Origin of the sequence: Streptomyces sp. NPDC059832, from assembly GCF_042731715.1 — a bacterium.
GTDB lineage: Bacteria > Actinomycetota > Actinomycetes > Streptomycetales > Streptomycetaceae > Streptomyces.
In genome coordinates, this window is record NZ_JBHWIY010000009.1 from 200,683 (window position 1) to 220,327 (window position 19,645).

The 19,645-nt window shown below is 70.3% G+C and carries 22 protein-coding genes; 3 read left to right on the forward strand and 19 right to left on the reverse strand.

The features are described from left to right. Nucleotides 1-10: 10 nt before the first annotated feature. Nucleotides 11-1,261, forward strand: coding sequence for an MFS transporter (locus ACFV8T_RS18385; RefSeq protein ID WP_385328613.1), 1,251 nt, complete (start codon nucleotides 11-13; stop codon nucleotides 1,259-1,261). On the opposite strand, the gene ACFV8T_RS18390 is transcribed toward ACFV8T_RS18385, so the two are convergent. From ACFV8T_RS18390 to ACFV8T_RS18450, 13 genes are all read right to left on the reverse strand, one after another. Beyond that, nucleotides 1,248-2,015, reverse strand: a complete 768-nt coding sequence (locus tag ACFV8T_RS18390) for an urease accessory protein UreD (protein ID WP_385328614.1) — start codon at nucleotides 2,013-2,015, stop codon at nucleotides 1,248-1,250. The genes ACFV8T_RS18385 and ACFV8T_RS18390 overlap by 14 nt on opposite strands. Further along, nucleotides 2,012-2,734, reverse strand: a complete 723-nt coding sequence (ureG, locus tag ACFV8T_RS18395; RefSeq protein WP_385328615.1) for an urease accessory protein UreG — start codon at nucleotides 2,732-2,734, stop codon at nucleotides 2,012-2,014. Before ureG ends, ACFV8T_RS18390 begins: the two co-directional genes overlap by 4 nt. After that, nucleotides 2,727-3,392: an urease accessory protein UreF gene (locus ACFV8T_RS18400; protein WP_385328617.1), complete on the reverse strand. Its 666-nt coding sequence runs from the start codon at nucleotides 3,390-3,392 to the stop codon at nucleotides 2,727-2,729. The genes ureG and ACFV8T_RS18400 overlap by 8 nt, the downstream gene beginning before the upstream one ends. Beyond that, nucleotides 3,392-5,095: an urease subunit alpha gene (locus tag ACFV8T_RS18405; protein WP_385328619.1), complete on the reverse strand. Its 1,704-nt coding sequence runs from the start codon at nucleotides 5,093-5,095 to the stop codon at nucleotides 3,392-3,394. Before ACFV8T_RS18405 ends, ACFV8T_RS18400 begins: the two co-directional genes overlap by 1 nt. 1 nt (nucleotide 5,096) lies before the next feature. Further along, the gene (locus ACFV8T_RS18410) at nucleotides 5,097-5,465 is read right to left on the reverse strand and encodes an urease subunit beta (RefSeq protein ID WP_385328620.1); all 369 of its coding nucleotides are present in this window, start codon (nucleotides 5,463-5,465) and stop codon (nucleotides 5,097-5,099) included. Beyond that, complete coding sequence (locus ACFV8T_RS18415) at nucleotides 5,462-5,764, reverse strand: urease subunit gamma (protein ID WP_385328622.1); 303 nt, start codon at nucleotides 5,762-5,764, stop codon at nucleotides 5,462-5,464. Before ACFV8T_RS18415 ends, ACFV8T_RS18410 begins: the two co-directional genes overlap by 4 nt. A 238-nt stretch (nucleotides 5,765-6,002) precedes the next feature. Further along, nucleotides 6,003-6,671, reverse strand: coding sequence for a potassium-transporting ATPase subunit C (locus ACFV8T_RS18420; protein ID WP_385328624.1), 669 nt, complete (start codon nucleotides 6,669-6,671; stop codon nucleotides 6,003-6,005). Nucleotides 6,672-6,677: 6 nt separating this feature from the next. Next, nucleotides 6,678-8,804, reverse strand: a complete 2,127-nt coding sequence (gene kdpB, locus ACFV8T_RS18425; RefSeq protein ID WP_385328626.1) for a potassium-transporting ATPase subunit KdpB — start codon at nucleotides 8,802-8,804, stop codon at nucleotides 6,678-6,680. Further along, nucleotides 8,801-10,465, reverse strand: coding sequence for a potassium-transporting ATPase subunit KdpA (gene kdpA, locus ACFV8T_RS18430; protein ID WP_385328627.1), 1,665 nt, complete (start codon nucleotides 10,463-10,465; stop codon nucleotides 8,801-8,803). The genes kdpB and kdpA overlap by 4 nt, the downstream gene beginning before the upstream one ends. A 7-nt stretch (nucleotides 10,466-10,472) precedes the next feature. After that, on the reverse strand, nucleotides 10,473-10,562 hold the full coding sequence (gene kdpF, locus ACFV8T_RS18435; protein WP_037701211.1) for a K(+)-transporting ATPase subunit F: 90 nt from the start codon (nucleotides 10,560-10,562) through the stop codon (nucleotides 10,473-10,475). A 381-nt stretch (nucleotides 10,563-10,943) separates the two neighbouring features. Continuing rightward, the gene (locus ACFV8T_RS18440) at nucleotides 10,944-11,717 is read right to left on the reverse strand and encodes a DUF3710 domain-containing protein (RefSeq protein WP_385328629.1); all 774 of its coding nucleotides are present in this window, start codon (nucleotides 11,715-11,717) and stop codon (nucleotides 10,944-10,946) included. A 1-nt stretch (nucleotide 11,718) separates the two neighbouring features. Further along, nucleotides 11,719-12,252, reverse strand: coding sequence for a dUTP diphosphatase (dut, locus tag ACFV8T_RS18445; RefSeq protein ID WP_385328631.1), 534 nt, complete (start codon nucleotides 12,250-12,252; stop codon nucleotides 11,719-11,721). Further along, entirely contained in the window at nucleotides 12,252-12,836 is a 585-nt protein-coding gene (locus tag ACFV8T_RS18450) for a PaaI family thioesterase (protein WP_385328633.1), read from the reverse strand. The genes dut and ACFV8T_RS18450 overlap by 1 nt, the downstream gene beginning before the upstream one ends. 58 nt (nucleotides 12,837-12,894) lie before the next feature. On the opposite strand from ACFV8T_RS18450, the gene ACFV8T_RS18455 reads away from it, so the two are divergent. Then, nucleotides 12,895-13,350, forward strand: a complete 456-nt coding sequence (locus tag ACFV8T_RS18455) for a DUF3093 domain-containing protein (RefSeq protein WP_385328634.1) — start codon at nucleotides 12,895-12,897, stop codon at nucleotides 13,348-13,350. Between the two features lie 37 nt (nucleotides 13,351-13,387). On the opposite strand, the gene ACFV8T_RS18460 is transcribed toward ACFV8T_RS18455, so the two are convergent. The 4 genes from ACFV8T_RS18460 to ACFV8T_RS18475 all read right to left on the reverse strand — a co-directional run bounded on the left by ACFV8T_RS18460 (nucleotide 13,388) and on the right by ACFV8T_RS18475 (nucleotide 16,947). After that, nucleotides 13,388-14,344, reverse strand: a complete 957-nt coding sequence (locus tag ACFV8T_RS18460; RefSeq protein WP_385328636.1) for a hypothetical protein — start codon at nucleotides 14,342-14,344, stop codon at nucleotides 13,388-13,390. A gap of 12 nt (nucleotides 14,345-14,356) precedes the next feature. Further along, nucleotides 14,357-14,653 carry a DUF4193 domain-containing protein gene (locus tag ACFV8T_RS18465; protein WP_003965732.1) on the reverse strand — a complete coding sequence of 99 codons (297 nt, stop codon included), beginning with the start codon at nucleotides 14,651-14,653 and terminating at the stop codon, nucleotides 14,357-14,359. A gap of 404 nt (nucleotides 14,654-15,057) precedes the next feature. Further along, nucleotides 15,058-16,287 carry a sensor histidine kinase gene (locus ACFV8T_RS18470; RefSeq protein ID WP_385328638.1) on the reverse strand — a complete coding sequence of 410 codons (1,230 nt, stop codon included), beginning with the start codon at nucleotides 16,285-16,287 and terminating at the stop codon, nucleotides 15,058-15,060. A gap of 6 nt (nucleotides 16,288-16,293) precedes the next feature. Beyond that, nucleotides 16,294-16,947, reverse strand: coding sequence for a response regulator transcription factor (locus tag ACFV8T_RS18475; protein WP_072485872.1), 654 nt, complete (start codon nucleotides 16,945-16,947; stop codon nucleotides 16,294-16,296). A 360-nt stretch (nucleotides 16,948-17,307) separates the two neighbouring features. Here ACFV8T_RS18475 and ACFV8T_RS18480 point away from each other — a divergent pair, with 360 nt between their 5' ends. Then, the gene (locus tag ACFV8T_RS18480; RefSeq protein WP_266427810.1) at nucleotides 17,308-17,481 is read left to right on the forward strand and encodes a hypothetical protein; all 174 of its coding nucleotides are present in this window, start codon (nucleotides 17,308-17,310) and stop codon (nucleotides 17,479-17,481) included. 80 nt (nucleotides 17,482-17,561) lie between these two features. Here ACFV8T_RS18480 and ACFV8T_RS18485 read toward each other — a convergent pair whose 3' ends face one another. Together ACFV8T_RS18485 and ACFV8T_RS18490 are read right to left on the reverse strand one after the other, a co-directional pair. Continuing rightward, complete coding sequence (locus tag ACFV8T_RS18485; protein WP_385328640.1) at nucleotides 17,562-18,380, reverse strand: inositol monophosphatase family protein; 819 nt, start codon at nucleotides 18,378-18,380, stop codon at nucleotides 17,562-17,564. A 36-nt stretch (nucleotides 18,381-18,416) separates the two neighbouring features. After that, nucleotides 18,417-19,544, reverse strand: coding sequence for a ferrochelatase (locus ACFV8T_RS18490; RefSeq protein WP_385328642.1), 1,128 nt, complete (start codon nucleotides 19,542-19,544; stop codon nucleotides 18,417-18,419). Between the last annotated feature and the right edge of the window lie 101 nt (nucleotides 19,545-19,645).

The window sequence follows — 19,645 nt, forward strand, 5'->3', positions numbered from 1 at the left end:
GAACGTATCGATGCTTTCGCCATCACCCGTGCCTTCGCGCACGCCTTCGTACGCCACCGTCCTGCGTACCCGTCACGCCGCCCGCACCTTCGGTGCCGCCCTGTTGGGGCGGCTCTCGTACGGGATGGTCTCCCTCTCCCTGATGCTGGCGGTGAACGCCGCCACCGGCTCGTACTCCGTCGCAGGCGCCGTCATGGCCCTGTTCGGGGCGACCAGCGTCTTCCTCTCCCCCGCGCGTGCCGCACTGATCGACCGGTACGGGCCGCGCCGGGCCCTGCCGCCGATGGCCGGCCTCTACGCGGCACTGCTCGCCGCCCTGGCGTATGCCACCTGGCGGCCGGGCGCCTCCCCGTTCCTGCTGGGGGCGCTGGCCGTCACGGCCGGGGCCTGCACACCACCGCTGGGGCCGGTGATGCGGACCCTGTGGAGCGGCCTCGTAGCCGACCGGAAGCTGTTGCAACGCGCCTACAGCCTGGACGGTGTCGCCGAGGAACTCCTCTTCGTCACCGGGCCGTTGCTGGTCGGGGTGGCGGTGAGATTCGCTTCGCCCGCGGCCGGTGTCGCGATCAGCGCCGCGCTGGTGTTCGTGGGCACGCTGGCACTGGTCTCCTCACCGGCGGTACGCGGTACGGGCGCGGCACCGTCGGACGACAAGGCCGCCGGACCGGATGCCCCACCGGTCGAGCAGCGGCTGCTCGGCATCGTCGGGCTGCGGCACGCGGTGCTCGTGGCGGCCGTCGTGGGGCTGTGCCTGGGGGCCCTGGATCTGCTGGTGGTGGCGTTCACCGAGCAGCGTCACCAGGGCGCGGCGGTGTCGTGGGTGCTTGCCGCCCTTTCGGCCGGAAGCGCGATCGGGGGACTGGCCTACGGTGCCGTCTCCTGGCGGGCGTCGAACCGGGTGCGGCTGCCGCTGCTAGCCGCCGGCCTGGGCGCCGCCATGGTCGGGGCGGGGCTGTCGCCCAATGTGTACGTCCTGGTCGCCGTCGCCGCGGTGGCCGGGCTGTTCGTCGCGCCCGCCCTGACCACCGCGTACCTCATCGCGGACGAGTCCGTGGGCGCGGGCAGCCGTACCCAGGCGGGTGCGTGGGTGAACACCGCGATCAACGCGGGGTCGTCGGCGGGCACCGCGGTGGTGGGTCTGCTGGTGGACCGCCTGCCGCCGGCCGTCTGCTTCGCGGTCGCGGCGGTGCCCGCGCTGTTGTGCGCGGCCGCGGTGGCTCGCGGTGGCTCAAAGCAGCGGGCCGGCGTCAGCCGTCCGTGACCAAGGAGTCCGGCGCGCCCGGTCCGCCCGGTGCGCGCCAGTCCTCCCAGACTGCGGCCAGGTCCGCCTCGATGGCCGGCGCCACCGTGTCCAGCAGCCGTACCTGCGCCCCCGGCCCCGCCAACGCCATACGGTATGGGTGGGGCCGGCCGCCCGGATCGGCACCGAGGGCGGTGACCAAGCCGATGATGCGGTTGGGGCCCAGGATGCCGGGCAGTTCACGCACTTCCGGGTCCATGAGGTCCAGGTCCTCGACCAGCAGTTCACAGCCGTCGTACATGGCACGCGTCAGCGCCCTCACCCCGCCGCCCCGCTCGCCGGAACGCCCCAGCACCAGGGTGTCGCGCCACAGCATCCGCGCCCCGGCCGCCAGTGCGACCTCCATCGAGCGCTCGACCCGGGCGCCCGTCGAGATCACGAACGGCCGGGCGTCCCAGTGCAGTTCGGCGCCTTCCGCGATGTCGACGCGGGCCCGCCACCTCGACGTGCCGCCGCGGTGGTCGTACGCGACCAGGCCGGACGGCTCGACCAGCTCCAGCCGGGCGCCGGGGCCGACCGAGATGTCCAGCTGCAGATCGTCGCCCGCGAGCAGACCCGCCCGGGTGCCGACCAGAGCGATCCGCAGACGGTCGGGGGACGGCAGCAGGGGCCGGGGGGCGAGGAAGGCGCCGGGGCGCAGTTCCCGGGCGATGTGGCGGCCCGAACCGTCGAGCTCCACGGTGACGACCGTGGGCTCGGCGGACTCCCCGGTCACGAGCCGTTGTGGCTGTGGCTGTGGGGTGCCATCGGGCCCGGGTCGGTGGGGACAAGGGTGCCGGAGCGGTGACGTACGAGCATCCCCCTCACCCAGTCGGCGAGTTCGGCGACCGACACCGGGTCGTTCTTGGAGAGCGCGAGGACCGGCAGGCCGTCACGCGCACTCGACGCGTCGGCGACCATAGCGGCCACATCGACCTCCACATGGGGCGCGAGGTCGGTCTTGTTGATGATCAGGAGGTCGGCGCCGGTGATGCCGGGGCCGCCCTTGCGGGCGACATCTCCACCGCCCGCGACGTCGATGCAGAACAGCTGGGCGTCGGCGAGGGCCGGGCTGAAGGTGGCGGTGAGGTTGTCGCCGCCGCTCTCGACGAGCACCAGGTCGAGCGGCCCGTACGCCTCCTCCAGGTCCTCGACGGCGTCGAGGTTGGCGCTGACGTCGTCCCGGATCGCGGTGTGCGGGCAGGCTCCGGTCTCGACGGCCCGGATGCGCTCGGTGGGCAGCACACCGGCCGAGCGGAGGAAGCGGGCGTCCTCGTCGGTGTAGATGTCGTTGGTGACGACGGCCATGGCGAGTTCACCGGCCAGCTCACGGCACAGGGTGGCCAGGATCGAGCTCTTGCCGGTGCCGACGGGGCCGGCGACACCGAGGCGCAGAGCGCGCGGCCGGTGGTCGTGCGGGAGGTGGGTGCGGCGGTCGGTCTGCTGGTCAGGCAAGGAAGAGTCTCCGTTCTCGTTGTGCGTGTTCGAGCGCCCACTGTTCGGTGAGCGGGGGCGTACGGGCGGGCAGTTCGGCCGGGGTCCGCACCGCGAGGGCCTCGGCCACCGCGGCCGCCGCGTGCGGCTCGGCGTCGAGGATCCAGGCGACCGTGTCCAACGGGTCGCCGGGCAGCAGCTTGAGCGCCGCGGAGGTGATGGTCTGCAGTTCGTCGTAGACGACGCCCCGCGCCAGCTCCTCCTCCGACACCTTCATGACGGCCCCGAGCGCGCCGAGAGCCACCGGCCGCAGCGGGCGGGGACGGATCCCGGTCAGGGCCGTGACCGCCGGGTGGCCGGGGGCCAGCCGGCGCGCCAGGCGCTGCACCCCGCGGCCGAGCGTCGCCGATGCCTCGCGCAGGGGTGCGGCCGGGGTCCGCGCGGCGAGCGCCTGTTGTACGGGTCCGTAGTCCACCGGGTCCCGCCCCGCGGCCCGCAGGGCGAGTACGGCGGCGGCGGCCTCGGTGACGGCCGCGGTGTGCAGCCGGGCCCTCAGCAGAGCGGGGATCCGGTCACGGGTGAGGCCTGCCGCGACGGCCGGTTCGAGTCCCGCGCTGTAGGTGTACGCGCCGACCGGGAGCCGTCCGTCGCCGAGCAGCAGGGGTGCCAGGCCCGCCATCAGAACATGGAGTACCGCTGGGCCAGCGGCAGTTCGGTGGCGGGGGCGGGCTCCACGAGTTCGCCGTCGATCCGGATGGCGAAGGTCTCCGGGTCGACGTCGATGTCGGGCAGTGCCGTGTTGTTCGGCAGGTCCGCCTTGGTGAGGTGGCGGGTGGGACGCACGGCTACCAGCTCCCGTACCAGACCGAGGCGTTCGGCGAGCCCGTCGGCCAGGGCGGCCGGGGCGACGAAGCTGACCGAGAGGTGCGGTGCGGCGTCGGCGGCGGCGGTGGGGCGCAGGAGGACGGGCTGAGTGGTGGGGATCGCGGCGTTGGCGTCGCCGAGCGGCGCGCACACCACCATGCCGCCCTTGATGACGGCGGCGGGCCGGATCCCGAAGAAGGCGGGGTCCCACAGCACCAGGTCGGCGAGCTTGCCCGGCTCGACGGAGCCGACGACGTGGTCGATGCCATGGGCGACGGCCGGGCAGATCGTGTACTTGGCGATGTAGCGGCGGGCACGTTCGTTGTCGGCGGGCAGCTCGCTGCCCCGGTCCCCGGAGCGCTGCTTCATCGTGTGCGCGACCTGCCAGGTGCGGCAGATGACCTCACCGATGCGGCCCATGGCCTGGGCGTCCGAGGAGGTGATGGAGAGCGCGCCGATGTCGTGCAGGACGTCCTCGGCGGCGATGGTGGTGGCGCGGATGCGGGACTCGGCGAAGGCGAGGTCCTCGGGGACGCGGGGGTTGAGGTGGTGGCAGACCATCAGCATGTCGAGGTGTTCGGCGACGGTGTTGACGGTGTGCGGCAGCGTCGGGTTGGTGGACGCCGGAAGGATGTTGGGGTGGGAGGCGACGGTGATGATGTCGGGTGCGTGGCCCCCGCCCGCGCCTTCGGCGTGGAAGACGTGGATGCCGCGTCCGGCGATGGCGTCGAGGGTTCCTTCGACGTAGCCGGCCTCGTTGAGGCTGTCGGCGTGCAGGGCGACCTGGAGGCCGTGGTCGTCGGCGGCCTTCAGCGCCGCGTCGATGGCCGCGGGGGTGGCGCCCCAGTCCTCGTGGACCTTGTAGCCGCCCGCTCCGCCGAGTGCCGCCTCGCGCAGGGCCTCCTCGCCGACGGTGGAGCCCTTGGCGAACAGCATGACGTTGAGCGGGACACGGTCCAGGGACCGGTGCATCATCGCGAGGTTCCAGGCGCCCGGGGTGACCGTGGTGGCCTTGGATCCCTCGGTGGCGCCGGTGCCGCCGCCGATGACGGTGGTGGTGCCGGTGGCGAGGGCCTCGTGCAGGGTCTCCGGCATGAGGAAGTGGACGTGGGTGTCGATGGCTCCGGCGGTGAGGATGCGGCCTTCGCCGGAGACCACGTCGGTGCCGGGTCCGATCACCAGGTCGGGGTGGACACCGTCGCTGATGTCGGGGTTGCCGGAGCGGCCGAGCGCGACGATCCTTCCGGCCCGTACGCCGACGTCGGTCTTGACGACGCCCCAGTGGTCGAGGACGACGACATTGGTGATGACGAGGTCGAGGGCGCCGTCGGCGCGTGAGGCGGTGGACTGGGCCATGGATTCGCGGATGGACTTGCCGCCGCCGAACACGGCCTCGTCGCCACCGAAGCAGCGATCCTCCTCGACCTCGATCCAGAGGTCGGTGTCGGCGAGGCGGACGCGGTCGCCGGTGGTGGGTCCGTAGAGCGACGCGTAGGCGTCACGGGTCATTCGTGCCATGTCACATGCCATCCCTTCGCGCGGCCCGCGGGTCATCCGCGCGTGCGGCCCGCGAGCCATCAGTACGCGCGGCCCGGGTGCCCGGCACGACGATGCCGGGCACCTTCCGGCGGCCTCCCAGTTCGACGAGGGTGACCTCGGCACCGACTCCGGGCTCGAAGCGCAGGGACGTACCGGAGGGAATGTCGAGTCGGAATCCCTCGGTCAAGGACCGGTCGAAGGAAAGCGCGGGATTCGCGTCGGAGAAATGCAGATGCGAGCCTATTTGAATGGGGCGGTCGCCGTCATTCACCACGGTCACATGCAATTGAGTACGAGTGTCATTGATTTTCAGTTCACCGGACCCGGTCCGGATCTCACCCGGGATCACGGGATCGGCGAGGTGATCGTGACGAGCTTGCGCCCGTCCGGGAAGGTAGCCTCGACCTGGACGTCATGCAGCATCTCGGGCACTCCTTCCAGCACGTCAGCGCGGGTGAGGACGCTCCGCCCCGCGGCCATGAGGTCACTGACACGGGCACCCTCGCGGGCGCGTTCCATGGCCCAGCAGGCGAGCAGCGCGACGGCCTCGGGGTAGTTGAGCCGCACACCGCGATCCCGCCTGTCACGAGCGACCATTCCGGCAACACTCAGCAGCAATTTCTCCGTGTCGGACGGAGTGAGAAACATTGGGAAACCTCCATGGCAGCAGTCCCCGGAATTCCCGGAATCGCTTCGGCCACGTTCCTCTTATAAGCCTCCCGGCCTCGCCCTGGCAACTTGCACCGTGCCGCGATAAGTCCCTTTCTGCCCTTATCGCCCACCATATACGGGCAAAGTAGACAAATTTTGTCCACCAAGAAACAGTAAAGAGAGGCGGGACCCCGCCCCCGCCCCCCCCCCCCCCCGCCTCGCTGTTCGGGCTTCCTCAGGCCCCGTTCACCAACTGCTTCAGGGCGATGTTGAGCTGGAGGACGTTGACCCTGGGATCGCCGACGAAGCCGAGGATGCGGCCGTCGGTGTGCTGTTCGACGAGCTTCTCGACCCGGTCGACGGCGAGGTGGTTGCGCTCGGCGACGCGGCGTACCTGGAGCTGTGCGTATGCCGGGGAGATGGCGGGGTCGAGGCCGGAGCCGGAGGAGGTGACGGCGTCGGCGGGCACGTCTGCGGGGTTGACGGGGTGGCCGGGGACGGAGTTGTCCTTGACGACGGCGGCCTTGGCGGCGGTGACCCAGTCGATGAGTTCCTTGTTGTCGCCGGAGCGGTTGGTCGCGCCGGAGAGGATCAGTTTGTACTGGGTGTTGACGCTGTTGGTGCCCAGGCCGTTGGAGGGGCGCGGCTGGAACCACTTGAGGTCCGGGGCCGCGGTTTCCTGTCCCTTCTTCAGCGGCAGGTCGTAGCGCTGGCCGATGAGTTCGGAGCCGACGACCTTGCCGTTGGAAGTGATCTCGGAGCCGTTGGCCTTGTCGGGGAAGATGCCCTGGGCGATGCCCGTGACGGCGAGTGGGTAGATGACGCCGCAGACGACGGTGAGGACGAGCAGGGCGCGCAGCCCGGCCCAGAGCAGCCGGGCGGTGTTTCCTACGGAGTTGTTCATGGCAGGTCAGCCGATTCCGGGGATGAGGGAGATGATCAGGTCGATGATCTTGATGCCGATGAACGGGGCGACCAGGCCGCCGAGTCCGTAGATCCCGAGGTTGCGCCGGAGCATCGAGTCGGCGCTGCTGGGCCGGTAGCGCACGCCCTTCAGGGCGAGCGGTACCAGCGCGATGATGATCAGCGCGTTGAAGACGACCGCGGACAGGATTGCGGACTGGGGCGAGGACAGTTGCATGATGTTCAGCTTGTCCAGGCCGGGATAGACCACGGCGAACATCGCGGGGATGATCGCGAAGTACTTCGCGACGTCGTTGGCGATCGAGAAGGTGGTCAGGGCTCCGCGGGTGATGAGGAGCTGTTTGCCGATCTCGACGATCTCGATCAGCTTGGTGGGGTTGGAGTCCAGGTCCACCATGTTCCCGGCCTCCTTGGCGGCCGAGGTGCCGGTGTTCATGGCCACGCCGACATCCGCCTGGGCGAGCGCCGGCGCGTCGTTGGTGCCGTCGCCGGTCATCGCGACGAGCTTGCCGCCCGCCTGCTCCCGCTTGATGAGGGCCATCTTGTCCTCGGGCGTCGCCTCGGCCAGGAAGTCGTCGACGCCGGCCTCCTGGGCGATGGCCTTCGCGGTCAGCGGGTTGTCGCCGGTGATCATGACCGTCTTGATGCCCATGCGGCGCAGCTCGTCGAACCGCTCGCGCATGCCCTCCTTGACGACGTCCTTCAGGTGGATGACACCGAGGACCCGGGCGCCGTGCTCATCCTCCAGGGCCACCAGCAGCGGTGTGCCGCCTGCCCCGGAGATCGTGTCGGTGAGCGTCTGCGCGTCCTGCGAGACGGTGCCGCCGCGCTCCTTGACCCAGGCGACGACCGAACCAGTGGCGCCCTTGCGGACCTTGCGTCCGTCCACGTCGACGCCGGACATGCGGGTCTGGGCGGTGAAGGCCACCCACTCGGCACCGGACAGTTCGCCCTGGTGTCGTTCGCGCAGTCCGTACTTCTCCTTGGCGAGCACGACGATCGAGCGGCCTTCGGGGGTCTCGTCGGCGAGTGAGGAGAGCTGGGCGGCGTCCGCCAGTTCGGCCTCGGTCGTGCCCTTGACGGGGACGAACTCGGCGGCCTGGCGGTTGCCGAGCGTGATGGTGCCGGTCTTGTCGAGCAGCAGGGTCGACACGTCTCCGGCGGCTTCGACGGCGCGCCCCGACATGGCGAGGACGTTGCGCTGGACGAGGCGGTCCATCCCGGCGATGCCGATCGCGGAGAGCAGTGCGCCGATGGTCGTCGGGATCAGGCAGACCAGCAGGGCGGTCAGCACGATCATCGACTGCTTCTGCCCGGCGTAGATCGCGAAGGGCTGGAGGGTGACGACGGCGAGCAGGAAGACGATCGTGAGGGACGCGAGGAGGATGTTCAGCGCGATCTCGTTGGGGGTCTTCTGCCGGGCGGCGCCCTCGACCAGGGCGATCATCCGGTCGATGAAGGTCTCACCGGGCTTGGTGGTGATCTTGACGACGATGCGGTCGGAGAGGACCTTCGTGCCCCCGGTGACGGCACTGCGGTCGCCGCCGGACTCCCGGATGACCGGGGCGGACTCGCCCGTGATCGCGGACTCGTCGACGCTCGCGACGCCCTCGACGACATCGCCGTCGCCGGGGATGATGTCACCGGCCTCGCAGACCACCAGGTCACCGATGCGCAGCTCGGTGCCGGGTACCCGCTCCTCGCTCCCGCCGGTCAGCCGCCGGGCGACGGTGTCGGTCTTGGCCCTGCGAAGGGTGTCGGCCTGCGCCTTGCCGCGCCCCTCGGCGACCGCTTCCGCCAGGTTGGCGAAGATCGTGGTCAGCCACAGCCAGGCCGTGATCGCCCAGCCGAACCACTCGCCCGGGTCCAGGCACGCCAGCACGGTCGTGAACACCGAACCGATCAGCACGACGAACATCACCGGGGACTTGGCCATCACCCGGGGGTCGAGCTTGCGTATCGCGTCGGGGAAGGACCGGATCAGCTGCGCGGGGTCGAACAGGCCCCCGCCGACGCGTCCTTCGCTCTGGTGACCCGTGGGCGTGTCCTGGTGCGGTGCCCGAGTGGGGGTGACAGTGGACATCGAGTCCTCTTGCTCCGTACGAGTGGTCATGACGCCAGCCCCTCGGCCAGCGGTCCCAGCGCCAGGGCCGGGAAGTAGGTCAGCCCGGTGATGATCAGGATGGTGCCGACCAGCAGTCCGCTGAAGAGCGGCTTGTGCGTGCCCAGGGTGCCCACGGTCGCCGGTACGGGCTTCTGCTCGGCGAGCGAGCCGGCCAGCGCGAGGACGAACACCATCGGCAGGAACCGGCCCAGCAGCATCGCCAGCCCGATCGTGGTGTTGAACCACTGCGTGTCCGCGTTGAGCCCGGCGAACGCCGAACCGTTGTTGTTCGCACCCGAGGTGTAGGCGTAGAGGATCTCGGAGAACCCGTGAGCCCCTGTATTGGTCATCGAGTGGGGCGGGGTGGGCAGCGCCATCGCCGCGGCGGTGAAGCACAGCACCAGCGCCGGGGTGATCAGGATGTAGCAGGCCGCCAGCTTGATCTCACGGGTGCCGATCTTCTTTCCCAGGTACTCCGGGGTGCGGCCGACCATCAGCCCGGCGATGAACACCGCGATGACCGCCATGATCAGCATTCCGTAGAGGCCGGATCCCACACCTCCGGGCGCGATCTCCCCGAGCTGCATGCCCAGCATCGTGATACCCCCGCCGAAGCCCGTGTACGAGGAGTGGAACGAGTTCACCGCACCGGTGGAGGTCAGCGTCGTGGCCACCGCGAAGATCGACGAGCCGGCGATCCCGAACCGGGTCTCCTTGCCCTCCATCGCCCCGCCCGCAATGTCGAACGCGGGCCCGTGGTGGGCGAATTCGGTCCACATCATCAGGGTCGTGAAGCCCAGCCAGATGACGCCCATCGTCGCCAGGATCGCGTACCCCTGCTTGAGCGAGCCGACCATCCGGCCGAACGTCCGCGTCATTGCGAACGGAATCACCAGGATCAGGAAGATCTCAAGAAGGTTGGACAGCCCGTTGGGATTCTCGAACGGGTGGGACGAGTTGGCGTTGAAGTAACCGCCACCGTTCGTGCCCAGCTCCTTGATGGCCTCCTGGGAGGCCACGGCCCCACCGTTCCACTGCTGCGAACCGCCCATGAACTGCCCGACCTCATGGATGCCGGCGAAGTTCTGGATCGCGCCGCAGGCCACGAGCAACAACGCGCCGACCACGGCGATCGGCAGCAGGATCCGTACGGTGCCGCGCACCAGGTCGGACCAGAAGTTGCCGAGCTCACCGGTGCGGGAGCGGGCGAAGCCCCGTACCAGGGCCACCGCCACGGCCATACCGACAGCCGCCGAGACGAAGTTCTGCACCGCGAGGCCACCGGTCTGTACGACATGGCCCATGGCCTGCTCGCCGTAGTACGACTGCCAGTTGGTGTTGGCGACGAACGACGCCGCCGTGTTGAACGCCTGGTCCGGATCGATCGAGGCGAAGCCGAGCGAACCGGGCAGCGCGCCCTGCAGCCGCTGCAGCAGATAGAGGAAGAGAACGCTCACCGCGGAGAAGGCGAGCACCCCACGCAGATACGCCGGCCAGCGCATCTCCGTGTTCGGGTCGGCACCGAAGGCCTTGTACATCCACTTCTCGACGCGCAGGTGCTTCGTCGAGGAGTAGACACCGGCCATGTAGTCACCGAGCGGTCGGTACGCCAGCCCCAGCGCCACGACGAGCGCGAGAACCTGGAGCACACCAGCGAGGACGGGGCTCATATCGGGCTCAGAACCTCTCCGGGTACAGAAGGGCGAGGACGAGATAGCCCAGCAGGGCAACGGCCACGATCAGGCCGACAATGTTCTCGGCAGTCACAGCTTCGCCACCCCCTTGGCAACGAGAGCCACCAACGCGAACACCGCGATCGTGGTGACGACGAAGGCCACATCGGCCATCGTGTGCTCCTAGATGAGGTACGGATTCTCGGACCTCTTGAGCAAACCCCTCGCCATGGGCGTCCTGGCCTGCGTTGATGGCTTCCTTACGGGGAACGGCGGGCCCTTGACGGCGCACATACGTGCCCTATACGCGCCCCATACGCGCCCCTTTTACGCGCTGTCCGAAACCCGCCTTGCGCACGGTCCGGAGCCCTCCTGGAACCCTCTCCGGACGCACAACGGCCGGTGGGCCGTACCCCCTCGAAACGGGGATACGGCCCACCGGCCGAAGCTGTGCCGGGCGGCTGCCCGTGCCCGCTCAGCGCACCTCGGTGATCTCGGGTCCACGCTGGAGCTGGCCCATGCCGCCGGAGAACTTCGAGCTCTCCTGGCTCTCCTGCTGGACGCCCTCGGGCACCATCTGGGCATCGTTGGGCAGCTTGAGGACGATCGGGTCGCGCGGAGCCATCGGGCCCTCGCCACGGACGACCACGGTATCCCGGAAGATCGTCTCCAGCAGCCCGGCGGCCTCCGGCTGCACGGCACCCTGGCCGGAGATCACTCCGCGCAGGAACCAGCGCGGCCCGTCGACGCCGACGAAGCGCACCAGCTGCACGCCGTTCGTCCCGTCCGGGAGCTGTACGGGGACCTGGGCACGCAGCTCCCAGCCCAGCGGGCCCTCGACCTCGTCGATGATTCCGCCCTGCTGGGTGATGCCGGAGGCGATCTCCTCGCGGACCTCGCCCCAGATGCCTTCCTTCTTGGGCGCTGCGAAGGCCTGCAGCTGGATGGCGCTGTCGCGCAGCACCACGGTCGCGGCGACGATCGCGTCACCGGCCACCTCGACACGCAGCTCCATGCCCTCGACGCCGGGCACGAAGACACCGCCCAGGTCGACCCGGCCCTCGCCGGGCTGAGAGACCTCGGAGACGTCCCACGGCCCGTCCGGGCGCGGCGCCGGCGGGAGGTTCACCCGACGCGAGCCGCCGTCGGCACCGTCGGTGTCATCGAGCTCGTCGACGACCTGCTCGGCCTCGCGCGCTTCGTCCGCCACGTCCTCGGCGGAACCACTCTTCTTGCGACGTCCGAACACGTCACTGTCCTTCCCGGTCGGGTACGACCGAAGCGTAGCTGTTCCCGCCCTGGGTAATCCCGCCCCTGACGCCATCAACATCACCGGAAGCATGCCCTCCGGTGGATCCGAAGCCTCCCTCGCCGCGGGCCGAGCCGGGCAGCTCGGCCACCTCGTGGAAGCGCACCTTCTCGACCTGTTGGACGACCAGTTGGGCAATCCGGTCGAACCGCTCGAACCGCACGGGCTCACGCGGGTCGAGATTGATGACGATCACCTTGATCTCTCCACGGTACCCGGCATCAACCGTCCCCGGGGCATTCACGAGGGCGACTCCGCAGCGCGCGGCGAGACCGGAGCGCGGGTGCACGAATGCGGCGTATCCGTCGGGCAGCGCAATCGACACCCCGGTGGGCAGCACCGCCCGCTCGCCCGGGGCGAGCTCGACGGCCTCGGTGGTCACCAGATCGGCACCGGCGTCGCCCGGGTGCCCATAGGCCGGAATCGGCACGTCCGGGTCGACCCGGCGGATCAGTACGTCCACGGGCCGGCGCATCAGGGGTTCACCTCGAAGGCACGGGCCCGCCTGGCCTGGTCCGGGTCGGCCATCGCCGCCCGGATCTCGGCCGGGCGGCCGTTCTCGATGAAGTGCTCGACCTTGACCTCGATGAAGAGGGCCTCGGCCCGGACCGCCACGGGCCCGTCCGGGCCGCCGATCCGGCCGGTGGCCCGGGAGTAGATCTTCCGGCCGTGCACCGCGGTGATCTCGGCGTCGAGGTGCAGCACGGTGTCCACCGGCACCGGACGCACGAAGTCGGTCTCCAGCCGTCCGGTCACGGCGATCACCCGCAGGAGCCAGTTCAGCGAGCCGAGCGTCTCGTCCAGCGCGGTGGTCAGAATGCCGCCGTGCGCCAGACCCGGGGCGCCCTGGTGGGCGGCCTTCACCGTGAACTCGGCGGTGACACCGACGCCGTCACCGGCCCGCGCCTGGAGGTGCAGCCCGTGCTGCTGCCCTCCGCCGCAGCCGAAACAGTGTTCGTAGTGCGCGCCGAGGAGTTCGCCGGGGGCCGGGGCTTCGGGGTGCCGGACCGGTTTCACCGCGTCGGCCGGGGGCTTCAGAGCCGCAGATGTTCCACTCACAGGCGCAGACCTTACCCGCGCGGCTACCCGCGGGTCGCGCCGTGCCAAGCTTGGGTTCATGCAGTCTTCCACCCCGCCTTTCGACGAACGACTGACCGCACCCCGTTCGTGGTGGCTCATCGCCCTCCTGGTCGGCATCGCCTGCGCACTGATGCTGCTGCCGCTCGGCACGCTGCCCCTGCTGGCCGGTCTGGCGGGCGGCACGGCCCTGTCCGCGGTCGCGGTGAGCTCCTACGGCTCGGCCAGGATCCGGGTCGTGGCGGGCGCCCTGGTCGCCGGCGACGCGCGGATTCCGGTGACGGCGCTCGGCGAGGCCGAGGTGCTGGACGAGGAGGAGGCGCGCGCGTGGCGCTCGTACAAGGCGGACACCCGCGCGTTCATGCTGCTGCGCAGCTACATCCCGACGGCCGTCCGGGTGGAGGTCACCGACCCGCAGGACCCGACTCCGTACGTCTATCTGTCGACGCGCGAGCCGCAGGCCCTGGTGGCGGCGCTCGCCGCCGTGCGCGCCTAGGTTCCCTCCGCGCCGGGCCTGATCCGAACGACAGGGCCTAGGCCTCCAGCTCGCCCGGCAGGCCCTTGCGGGGGCCCACCTGCCGCTCCAGCGGGGGCAGCTCGGGGAGCCGGTCCCAGGAGATCTGGCGCTTGCGCAGGTCCTTCCTGACCCGTTCGGCGAGCTTTCTGGTGTCGCGCCGGTTCATCATCGCGCCGACAGCGGCGCCGACCATGAACGGGATCAGATTCGGCAGATCGCGCGCCATGCGCTTCATGATCTGCTGGCGCAGCTCGCGCTTCATCTGGCCGCCCAGCGCGGCGTTGACCGTCGTGGGGTGGGCGACGTCGATTCCGCGCTCCTCCGTCCAGGACGTGAGGTAGGCGGTGGAACGCTGACCGAGGCCGCCCGGCGGGCGCAGCCCGTAGACCTCGTGCAGCTCGGCGACGAGTTTCATCTCGATCGCGGCCACACCGGTGATCTCCGCCGCCAGCTCGGCGAGCATGGCGGGCGGTACGGGCATCATCGCCGCCGCGCCGATACCGGCGCCGACGGTGGCGGTGCCCTTGCTCGCACCTGCGATGAGCTTGTCGGCGAGCTCCTCCGGGCCGAGGCCGGGGAACTGCTTGCGCAGGGTGGCGAGATCGCGCACAGGGACGCGGGGAGCGTTCTCGATGATCAGGTCGGCGATATGACCGATCGCTGCCTTGGCGCTCACCCCGCCCTTGCGTACGCCCCGTTTCACTGAACTCAGACGGCCTGCCCCGGTCACGGGCTCCGTCCTGTCGACCTGTCCGGCCCCATCGGCCGTGTCGACTCCTTCAACTGCCGCGACCACTGCTTCGAGCGAGGCCGGCCGGCCCCGCTCGTCGTCCCGCTCACCCGGGGAGGGTGGCAGGGCGGACCGCTCGGCAGGCGCTGCTACGCCTTCTGCCGGGCCTGTGCCGCCCTGATTCGCCTCCGACGACCTCTTGCGCCGCAAGCGTCGCTTCCGGAACGGTGTGTCGCCTGCCACGGTCGGCGCGACCTAGTCGCAGTCGCGGCAGATCGGCTGGCCGTTCTTCTCGCGTGCCAGCTGGCTCCTGTGGTGCACGAGGAAGCAGCTCATGCACGTGAACTCGTCGGCCTGCTTGGGCAGGACCCTGACGGCCAGCTCCTCGTTGGACAGGTCTGCGCCGGGCAGCTCCAGTCCTTCGGCCGCGTCGAATTCGTCGACGTCGACGGCGGACGCCGTCTTGTCGCTCCGGCGAGCCTTGAGTTCTTCGAGGCTGTCCTGGTCGACGTCGTCATCGGTCTTGCGTGGGGTGTCGTAATCCGTTGCCATGTCGCTCTCCCCCTCTGGGTGTCTGCGGTGTCTCAGCGCACGTAACGCGTGAGAGGCCGGACTTGTGCCCGACCCGAGGCGGAGATTTTGCCTCACATCAAGGTCTGTTACTCAATCGACACCCAATAGGACCGCTCGGGAGCGGTCGGCTTGGGTGGCGATGGGGACCGTACACGGTCCCGGTGTCGCGCTTCACGGGCGCCACCCCGTGTACTTCCCGTGATATCGGGCCCCGAAAACCCCGACTTTTGCGGGTTTTCCGATGGCGCCGCTGATCACGGAGCGTTGACAGTCGGACATTCGCTTCTGTGATCGATCACACACGGGCGATCCGGGCGCACGTCCCGAAAATTCCGCTCAAAGCGAACAAACTAATTCGTGCGCGGATCGCTCCGTCCGGCCGCTCAGACCGGAAGTGAGACGCGCATCACGAGACCACCGCCTTCACGGGGCTCCGCGATGATACGGCCGCCGTGGGCGCGCGCCACGGACCGCGCGATCGACAGGCCGAGCCCGACCCCCTTGTCGCTGCCCGTTCGCTCCGTACGCAGCCGTCTGAAGGGCTCGAAGAGGTTGTCGATCTCGTACGCGGGCACCACGGGCCCGGTGTTCGAGACCACCAGCAGGGCCTGGCCGCCCTGCAGCTCGGTGGTGACCTCCACCCAGCCCTCCTCGGGAACGTTGTAGCGCACGGCGTTCTGTACGAGGTTCAGCGCGATCCGCTCCAGCAGGACGCCGTTGCCCTGGACGACCGCCGGGGCCCGCTCGCCGCGGATCGCCACACCGCGCTCCTCGGCCTCGCCGCGCGTCTGGTCGATCGCGCGCGAGGCGACCTCCGCGAGGTCGACCGGTTTGCGCTCGACGATCTGGTTGTCGCTGCGGGCCAGCAGCAGCAGGCCCTCGACCAGCTGCTCACTGCGCTCGTTGGTGGCCAGCAGGGTCTTGCCGAGCTGCTTCAGCTCCGGCGGGGCCTGGGGATCGGAGAGATGGACCTCCAGCAGCGTGCGGTTGATGGCGAGCGGCGTGCGCAGCTCGTGCGACGCGTTGCCGACGAACCGCTGCTGGGCGGTGAAGGCCCGCTCCAGGCGGTCGAGCATCTCGTCGAAGGTGTCGGCGAGCTCCTTGAGCTCGTCGTCCGGGCCGTCCAGCTCGATCCGGCGGGACAGGTCCGTTCCGGCCACCCGGCGGGCGGTGCGGGTGATCCGGCCCAGCGGCGAGAGCACCCGACCGGCCATCGCGTAGCCGAAGGCGAAGGCGATGACGCTCAGCCCCACCAGGGCCAGCAGCGAGCGGTTCAGGAGCGTGTCGAGCGCCTGCTGCCGCTGGTGGTTGACGCAGGAGTTCATCGCCGCGTTGAAGGCTTCCGGCGATGCCTTCTCCGGCAGGTTGCAGACATTGCTGCGGACCTGCCCGTTGACGATCTGGAACGGCAGCTCGCTGCCCACGTGCAGGGCCTGCGCGGCCAGCATGTAGATGATCGACAGCAGCAGGATCCCGGCAATGAGGAACATGCCGCCGTAGAGCAGCGTGAGCCGTATCCGGATGGTCGGACGCAGCCAGTAGGGGGGCTCCTGCTGTTTGGGCTCCCAGGTGGGCTTCGGGGGCGCCGTCGGCGGCGCGGGGACGGTCGGCATCGGCCGTCAGATCCGGTAGCCGGAACCGGGCACGGTGACGATCACCGGCGGCTCGCCGAGTTTCCGGCGCAGCGTCATCACGGTCACCCGGACGACATTGGTGAACGGGTCGGTGTTCTCGTCCCAGGCCTTCTCCAGCAGCTGCTCGGCCGAGACGACCGCGCCCTCGCTGCGCATCAGGACCTCCAGCACGGCGAACTCCTTCGGCGCGAGCTGGACCTCCGTCTCGCCCCGGAAGACCTCGCGCCGGTTGGGGTCGAGCTTGATGCCGGCCCGCTCCAGGACGGGCGGCAGGGCCACCGTCGTACGCCGGCCGAGCGCCCGCACCCGCGCGGTGAGCTCGCTGAACGCGAACGGCTTGGGCAGATAGTCGTCGGCACCCAGCTCCAGGCCCTCGACCCGGTCGCTGACGTCCCCGGACGCGGTGAGCATGAGCACCCGGGTGGGCATGCCCAGCTCGACGATCCGGCGGCAGACGTCGTCGCCGTGCACCAGGGGGAGGTCCCGGTCCAGCACCACGACGTCGTAGTCGTTGACCTCGATGCGCTCCAGGGCCGCCGCACCGTCGTACACGACATCGACGGCCATGGCCTCCCGGCGCAATCCGGTGGCCACCGCATCGGCGAGCAGTTGCTCGTCCTCCACGACGAGTACGCGCACGGCGCTGTCCTTCCTTAGAAACTTCAGAACGTATCGAAGTGCCCACGGTCCGTGATCCGGACACCCGTCGGCACTGGTCTGTGCGGCTCCATCCTGCCCGCAACGCGCATAAACCGGCGGTAAGACGACGCTGCCCTACCTGGGGCTCAGCGGAATTCACCGGATTTACCGGCCAGTTGAGGTTTCTCCGGTCCCCGGCCCGGGGAGGACGAATGCACACCCGAGATCGCGCCTTGAATGTGGCGTGCCACAGGCCACTCCGTCCCCGGAGAGCGCGTGATCACCCGCCCTACCGCCTCCGTGCGGAGGGAAACCCCGGGCACACCCCCGTGCCACCGACCCACGATGAGGGGGCGCATTATGGACGCTTTCACCGCAGGTCTGCTGCAGCGGATCAAGACCACCGAGTACGACCTCACGAGAGCTCGGGAGACGGGCGACGACTTCCTCGCGGATGTCGAGCAGAGCGAGCTGGAGGACCTTCACCGCCTCGCCGCCGAGCATGGCGTCGAGATCGGCGCCACCAGCGTCTGAGCACCTCGGCGAGAAGGGCCCCCGATGCCGTGACCGGTGTCAGGGGCCCTTCCCGTGTCCCGGGCGGGCCCGGTCGGCTCCTAGTCGTGCCAGGCGCCGTACTCCTCCAGGAGGGCCTGCAGCGGCTCGAAGACGCCCGGCGTCGCGGCGACGGTCAGGTCTCCGTCGGCGGGCAGCCCGGGACGCCCGCCGGTGTGCGCGCCCGCCTCGCGGGCGATGAGGTCGCCGGCCGCGAGGTCCCAGGGGTGCAGCCCTCGCTCGTAATAGCCGTCGAGGCGGCCCGAGGCCACATCGCAGAGGTCCACGGCGGCGGAACCGCTGCGCCGGATGTCACGAAGGCGCGGGATCAGCTTCTGAGCCACGTCCGCCTGGTGCGTACGGACGTCGCTGACGTAGTTGAACCCGGTCGAGACGAGCGCCTGGTCGAGCGGCGGCGCGGGCCGGCAACGCAGTGCCGCACCCTCGCCGTACGCGCCGCCCCTGGCGTACGCACCACCGCCGAGCACCGCCCGGTAGGTCTCGCGGCGCATCGGGGCCTCCACCACGCCCACGACCCGCACGCCGTCCCGTTCGGCGGCGATGGAGACGGCCCAGGTGGGCAGTCCGTACAGGTAGTTCACGGTGCCGTCGAGCGGGTCGATGACCCAGCGGATACCGCTGCTGCCCTCGGCACTGGCCCCTTCCTCACCGAGGAAGCCGTCCTGCGGGCGGCGTTCGCTCAGGAAGCCGGTGATCAGCTTCTCGGCGGCGATGTCCATCTCGGTGACGACATCGATCGGGCTGGACTTGGTCGCGGCCACGCCCAGATCGGCCGGGCGGCCGTCACGGAGCAGCGCGCCCGCGCGGCCGGCGGCCTCCAGGGCGAGGTCGAGCAGTTCGGACAGGTTCGGGTCGGTCACGGCTCTCCAGGGGTCTGCGGGGGTACGGCGGGGCTCCTACGCGTACGGGCTGTCGGCACCCGCGGCGGCGGGCTTGGGGGCCCGTGCCGGGCAGCATCCGACCGGGCAGAGGTCGTGGCCCGGTCCGAGCGCGCCCAGCGCGCACCGCGCCCCGCCCTGTCCCCGCTCGGTGGCGGCACGCTCCAGCACCAGTTCGCGCACGGCCGCGGCGAACCGCGGGTCGGCGCCCACGGTCGCCGACCGGCGCACCGGCAGCCCCAGCTCGGCGGCCTTCGCGGTGGCCTCGGTGTCGAGGTCGTACAGGACTTCCATGTGGTCCGAGACGAATCCGATGGGGGCCATCACCACAGCGGGCACACCGTCCGCGTGCAGCGCCTCCAGGTGGTCGCAGATGTCGGGCTCCAGCCAGGGGATGTGCGGGGCGCCGCTGCGCGACTGGTAGACGAGCTGCCAGGGGTACTCGACGCCGGTCTCCTCGCGCACCGCGTCGACGATCAGCCGTGCGACGTCGAGGTGCTCGGCGACATAGGCGCCGCCGTCGCCGTGCGCCTCCGCGGGACCGGAGGTGTCGGCGGCCGAGGTGGGGATGGAGTGCGTGGTGAAGGCGAGGTGCGCGCCGGCCCGTACATCCTCGGGGAGGTCGGCCAGGGCGGCGAGGACGCCGTCCACCATGGGCGTCACGAACCCGGGATGGTTGAAGTAGTGCCGGAGCTTGTCCACCCGGGGCACCGGCAGCCCCTCCGCCTCCAGGGCGGCCAGGGACTCGGCGAGGTTCTCCCGGTACTGCCGGCAGCCCGAGTAGGAGGCGTAGGCGCTGGTGGCGAGGACGGCGATGCGGCGGTGCCCGTCGGCGGTCATCCCGCGCAGGGTGTCGGTGAGGTACGGCGCCCAGTTGCGGTTGCCCCAGTACACCGGCAGGTCCAGTCCGTGCTCGGCGAAGTCCTTGCGCAGGGCGTCCAGCAGGGCTCGGTTCTGGGCGTTGATCGGGCTGACGCCGCCGAACAGGAAGTAGTGCTTGCCGACCTCCTTCAGCCGCTCCTCGGGGATGCCTCGGCCACGGGTCACGTTCGCCAGGAACGGGACCACGTCGTCCGGGCCTTCGGGGCCGCCGAAGGAGAGCAGCAGCAGGGCGTCGTAAGGAGCGGGATCGCGCAGATCGGACATGACACCGATCCTGCCACCCGCCTCGGACAGCCCTCCCACCGACATCTGCCCCGGGCCCACCCCGCTGTCGGACCGATCGCCCCGACCGTAAGCTGTATCGG